5 protein-coding genes and 1 CRISPR repeat array are annotated in these 5,339 nt (G+C 73.0%); of the genes, 3 read left to right on the top strand and 2 right to left on the bottom strand.

All coding sequences use genetic code 11. The features are described 5' to 3' along the window. The coding region (locus ACFV5N_RS24230; protein ID WP_385603625.1) for a CoA-binding protein at positions 1–408 on the bottom strand (408 nt) is incomplete at its 3' end. Positions 409–467: 59 nt separating this feature from the next. Between ACFV5N_RS24230 and ACFV5N_RS24225 the strand changes: the two genes are divergently transcribed. The 3 genes from ACFV5N_RS24225 (at position 468) to ACFV5N_RS24215 (ending at position 2,912) form a co-directional block, all read left to right on the top strand. Then, positions 468–1,103 (top strand): YigZ family protein, encoded by a 636-nt coding sequence (locus ACFV5N_RS24225; RefSeq protein WP_385603622.1) that lies wholly within the window; start codon positions 468–470, stop codon positions 1,101–1,103. 76 nt (positions 1,104–1,179) lie between these two features. Beyond that, positions 1,180–2,289, top strand: a complete 1,110-nt coding sequence (locus tag ACFV5N_RS24220) for an LLM class flavin-dependent oxidoreductase (protein ID WP_385603618.1) — start codon at positions 1,180–1,182, stop codon at positions 2,287–2,289. Continuing rightward, positions 2,286–2,912, top strand: a complete 627-nt coding sequence (locus ACFV5N_RS24215; RefSeq protein ID WP_385603615.1) for an FMN reductase — start codon at positions 2,286–2,288, stop codon at positions 2,910–2,912. The genes ACFV5N_RS24220 and ACFV5N_RS24215 overlap by 4 nt, the downstream gene beginning before the upstream one ends. 216 nt (positions 2,913–3,128) lie before the next feature. On the opposite strand, the gene ACFV5N_RS24210 is transcribed toward ACFV5N_RS24215, so the two are convergent. After that, on the bottom strand, positions 3,129–3,905 hold the full coding sequence (locus ACFV5N_RS24210) for an SAM-dependent methyltransferase (protein WP_385603613.1): 777 nt from the start codon (positions 3,903–3,905) through the stop codon (positions 3,129–3,131). A gap of 158 nt (positions 3,906–4,063) precedes the next feature. After that, positions 4,064–5,313: direct repeats of the CRISPR family, unit length 29 nt; unit sequence GGGACCACCCCCGCATGCGCGGGGACCAC. Between the last annotated feature and the right edge of the window lie 26 nt (positions 5,314–5,339).

The raw sequence follows: 5,339 nt of genomic DNA, 5'->3' as shown, positions 1-5,339 counted from the left end.
GTCCGGCAGCCGGGGGATCTCGATCGCGGGGCAGCGGTCCATCACCACGTCGAGTCCGGCCGCCCGGGTACGGTCCCGGGCGGCCTCGTCGATCACACCGAGCTGGAACCAGACCGCCTTGGCACCGATGGCCACCGCCTCGTCGGCGACCGCGCCCGCCAGCGAACTGTTGACGAAGACGTCCACGACGTCGACCGGGAAGGGGATGTCGGCGAGCGAGGCGTAGCCGCGTTCGCCGTGCACCGTCTCGGCCTTGGGGTGGACGGGCACGATGCGCTTGCCGAAGCGCTGGAGGACGGCGGCCACGCCGTAGGCGGCCCGGCGCTCGTTGGCGGAGAGACCGACGACCGCCCAGGTGTCGCCGGTTCCGGTCAGCACACGCCGTACGGTTTCCGCTGAGGTATCCATGATCGTGTCAACGGCCGCCCCGGCCGTGCCATTCCCCGGGCGCGGCTTAGGCTGGCCCGATGCGGGACGGGTATCTGACGGTGGCCGGTGCGGGGGGCGTGCACGAGAGCGAGGTCAACCGTTCACGCTTCGTGTGCGCGCTGGCACCGGCCGGCACCGAGGAGGAGGCCGCGGCGGTGGTGGCCCGCGAGCGGGCGGCGCATCCGACGGCCACGCACCACTGCTGGGCGTATGTGATCGGTGCGGACGCCGGGGTGCAGAAGTGCAGCGACGACGGCGAGCCGGGCGGTACGGCGGGGGTGCCGATGCTGCGGATGCTGACCCGGCGGGAGATCCGGTACGCGGTGGCGGTGGTGACCCGGTACTACGGCGGGGTGAAGCTGGGCGCGGGCGGGCTGATCCGCGCGTACGGCGGGGCGGTGGGCGCGGCGCTCGACGCGGTGGGGACGGTGGAGCGGTTGCGGTACCGGCTGGCCACGGTCGAGGTCGGGCATCAGCGGGCGGGCCGTCTGGAGCATGAGCTGCGCGCGAGGGGGCACGCGGTGCGGGAGGTGCGGTACGCGGCCGGGGTGACGATCGAGATCGCGCTCCCGGCGGACGAGGTGCCGGGCTTCGAGGGCTGGCTGGCGGACGCGACGGCCGGTGAGGCGCGGTTGGCGCTGGGCGGCGACACCTACGGGCTCGGCGCGGTCTGAACGGGGGAATAGGGGGGCGGAGCGGGTGCGTTCCCGGGATATAGTTGAACAGTCAACAACATGGGAGGCGGGCACGATGCAGTTCGGCATTTTCACGGTCGGTGATGTCACCACCGACCCCACCAACGGCACCACGCCGAGCGAGCACGACCGCATCAAGGCGATGACCACCATCGCCCTGAAGGCCGAGGAGATCGGCCTGGACGTCTTCGCCACCGGCGAGCACCACAACCCGCCGTTCGTCCCCTCCTCGCCCACCACCATGCTCGGCTGGATCGCCGCCCGCACCGAGCGGCTCATCCTCTCCACCTCCACCACCCTCATCACCACCAACGACCCGGTGAAGATCGCCGAGGACTTCGCCATGCTCCAGCACCTGGCGGACGGCCGGGTCGACCTCATGCTCGGCCGCGGCAACACCGGCCCCGTCTACCCGTGGTTCGGCCAGGACATCCGGCAGGGCATCCCCCTCGCGATCGAGAACTACGCGCTGCTCCACCGGCTGTGGCGCGAGGACGTCGTCGACTGGGAAGGCCGCTTCCGCACCCCCCTCCAGGGCTTCACCTCCACCCCGCGCCCGCTGGACGGCGTCCCGCCGTTCGTCTGGCACGGCTCCATCCGCAGCCCCGAGATCGCCGAACAGGCCGCCTACTACGGCGACGGCTTCTTCGCCAACAACATCTTCTGGCCCAAGGAGCACTTCCAGCGCCTCATCGACCTCTACCGCGACCGCTGGGAACACTACGGACACGGACCGCGCCACACCGCCATGGTCGGCCTCGGCGGACAGTTCTTCATGCGCCGCAACTCCCAGGACGCCGTCCGCGAGTTCCGGCCCTACTTCGACAACGCCCCGGTGTACGGCCACGGCCCCTCGCTGGAGGAATTCACCGACCAGACCCCGCTCACCGTCGGCAGCCCGCAGGAAGTCATCGAGAAGACCCTCGCCTTCCGCGACACCTTCGGCGACTACCAGCGCCAGCTGTTCCTCGTCGACCACGCCGGACTGCCGCTGAAGACCGTCCTGGAACAGCTCGACCTGCTGGGCGAGGACGTCCTCCCCGTGCTGCGCAAGGAGTTCGCGGCGCGCCGGGCCCCCGGCGTCCCCGAAGGCCCCACCCACGCCGCCCGGGTCCTGGCGGAGCGGAAGAACGCCGCGGAGCAGAAGGAAGGAACGCAGCGATGACCGCGCTGAAACTCACCGTCGTCACGGCCGGCCTCGGCAAGCCCTCCACCACCCGGCTGCTGGCCGACCGGCTGGCCCGCGCCACCGAGGAACACCTCGCCGAGCAGGAACGCGACGTCGACACCCGCGTGTTCGAACTCCGCGAACTGGCCGGCGACATCGCCCAGCACCTCGCCACCGGCTTCCCCGGCCCGGCGCTGCGCGAAGCGCTGGACGCCACCACCGGAGCCGACGGCATCATCGCCGTCACCCCGGTGTTCAACGCCTCCTACAGCGGACTGTTCAAGTCCTACGCCGACCTGCTCGAAGCCGACCAGCTCGCCGGCCGCCCGGTACTGATCGCCGCCACCGGCGGCAGCCCCCGGCACTCGCTCATGCTCGACCACGCGATGCGGCCCCTGTTCGGCTACCTGCGGACCACCGTCGTCCCCACCGGCGTGTACGCGGCGGCCGAGGACTGGGGCGGCGGCACCGACCCGCTGATCGACCGGCTCCCCGCCCGCATCCACCGGGCCGGCCGGGAACTGGCCACCCTCATGGCGGGCGGCGCGGCCAAGGCCCGGCGGGAACCGGACCTCGTCCCGTTCGCCGAACAACTGGCCGCGCTGCGCCCGGGTACGTAGGCGGGGCCCGGCGCCGGGCGCGGGTCCGGCGGCGGGAACGGTGCGGGTGCGGGGCCGCCTGGGGGCGCGGAGCCTGACGCAGCTCCGGAGCCGACCGCGGGCGGCAACCTCTGAGGGCGCGGCGGCAACCAGGGTGTGTCACCCACCCCACCCCTCCGGCGACATCGTGCGGAACCCCGGCCCGCGCCACCGGGGCGAGCCACACCGGCACGGGCGTCAGGGACGAACACCGGTGCCCGGCCGCTCGGCGACGATCAGGAACCGGTGCGCCCGGACATCGAACCGTCCCTCCACGCCCATCCGCGCATGCAGGCGCCGCAACGCCGGACCGTACCGCTCCGGCGAAAAACCCGGCACCTGCCAGGCGACCAGCCGCAGATGGTAGATCAGGGCCCCGATGTCGTAGAACGTCAGGGCCGGGTATTCCTCCTGGACGCGCCGGAGCCGGAACCCGGCTCCGGTCAATGCCGCACTGGCGGTGCGCACGTCCCAATTTCCCGGCGGATGGGTGGGCGGCGGCGCACCGAGCGCACGGTTCAGCCCGGCACAGTCGTCGCTGCCGACCTGTTGGGTGAGCAACACCCCGCCGGGCCGCAGCACCCGCCCGATCTCCCGCGCGGCCAACCGGCCATGGCGGTTCAACACCACCTCCACCGCGCCGCCCGGCAACGGCAGCGCGTCCGGCTCGGGAGCCGGTAACACGGTGACCCCGAGCGGCTCCAGCCTCTGCCGAGCAGCGCCTACATTCGGCGCCCACCCCTCAGTCGCCCACATCCGCCGCGGCAAGGGGGCCAGCCCGGCCAGCAGTTCACCGCCCCCGGTATCGATATCGAGTGCGGCATCTGCGGAGGCGAGACACGCCCGGGCCAACTCCCGGTACGACCACGACGGGTCCGACCCCTCGGCCCGCCCCGCCAACCAGCCAAAATCCCACCCCTCGACGGGAGCGGCCATGGCGGCATCGACCAACGCGTCGTATCCGGCGGCGACCATGGCGGCAGCCTAGGAACAACGCCCGGCCGGGACAACCGATAAGGAACCGTGCACGGTCCGCCCACAGCGCCGCCCCAGGGGACACCCGGCCCATTCCCCGGTTTCCGCAGCGCGGCCGTTGACCATCCAGGGAAGGCGGACGCCAACCGAAACAAAAAGGGAGCGACCCCGCGTGCGTGGGGACCACGTTCCCATGAGGCCGGGCTTGAGAACCCGGTGGGGACCACCCCCGCATGCGCGGGGACCACACGCCCCGCGGATCCTCGGTGCCCGCTACGGAGGGACCACCCCCGCATGCGCGGGGACCGCCCCCTCGTCTACGCGGTCCAGGTCTGCCGCAACGGACCACCCCCGCATGCGCGGGGACCACAGAAGCAGGCTCTCGACCGGGCGGCCGACGCCGGGACCACCCCCGCATGCGCGGGGACCACCTGAAGCCCATGCCGCGGATGAGGAAGTCGCGGGGACCACCCCCGCATGCGCGGGGACCACCTCCGGCGCGGTGCGCTCCAGCAGCTTCGCCAGGGACCACCCCCGCATGCGCGGGGACCACTGGTCGATGTCAGCGGCGCGGTCGTGGTAGCGGGGACCACCCCCGCGTGTGCGGGGACCACCCACGTCCGCTGCCTCCCATTGCCAGCGCGCAGGGACCACCCCCGCGTGTGCGGGGACCACCCCTACGGCCTGTTCGCCCCCGTGCAGGAGTGGGGACCACCCCCGCATGCGCGGGGACCACCCTGGACCTGGAGGGCTGCCGGTGGGCCGACGGGGACCACCCCCGCATGCGCGGGGACCACGGTATGCCCGGCCTCATCCCCGCACAGCGCCTGGGACCACCCCCGCATGCGCGGGGACCACGTCAGCAGGTTGACGACGGCGTGGCTGATCAGGGGACCACCCCCGCATGCGCGGGGACCACGTACAGCGCCGCCGCCGGCTCCCGGCGCTGCTGGGACCACCCCCGCATGCGCGGGGACCACGGTCGGAGCTTTCAGCTCCGGGTCGCGGAAGGGGGGACCACCCCCGCATGCGCGGGGACCACAGGCCATCCCGGGCCGGGCGGCGCAGGAGGCGGGGACCACCCCCGCATGCGCGGGGACCACTCGTGCTCGGGGAGGAGCTGGATGCCTCCGACGGGACCACCCCCGCATGCGCGGGGACCACCCTGCACGACCCAGGCGGTCCCGTCGTACAAGGGGACCACCCCCGCATGCGCGGGGACCACGAGCCACCACGGGCGATCTCCGGCCATCCTCCGGGACCACCCCCGCATGCGCGGGGACCACGTGAACAGGTCCAGGGGTGCGGGCTGCACCTGGGGACCACCCCCGCATGCGCGGGGACCACCTCGTCCGGAAGCTCGTCCCATTCCGGGGGGAGGGACCACCCCCGCATGCGCGGGGACCACAGGGCGTGAGCTGCGACTCTATCGCC

Source organism: Streptomyces sp. NPDC059853, assembly GCF_042731495.1.
In the GTDB taxonomy this organism is placed as follows: Bacteria; Actinomycetota; Actinomycetes; order Streptomycetales; family Streptomycetaceae; genus Streptomyces.
This window is presented reverse-complemented; position numbering and strand designations above follow the sequence as displayed.

Excerpts from the sequence above, each read along its gene's own strand:
- ACFV5N_RS24225 (WP_385603622.1), top strand. The coding sequence starts at position 468 with ATGCGGGACGGGTATCTGACGGTGGCCGGTGCGGGGGGCGTGCACGAG.
- ACFV5N_RS24210 (WP_385603613.1), bottom strand. The coding sequence starts at position 3,905 with ATGGTCGCCGCCGGATACGACGCGTTGGTCGATGCCGCCATGGCCGCT.
- ACFV5N_RS24215 (WP_385603615.1), top strand. The coding sequence starts at position 2,286 with ATGACCGCGCTGAAACTCACCGTCGTCACGGCCGGCCTCGGCAAGCCC.
- ACFV5N_RS24220 (WP_385603618.1), top strand. The coding sequence starts at position 1,180 with ATGCAGTTCGGCATTTTCACGGTCGGTGATGTCACCACCGACCCCACC.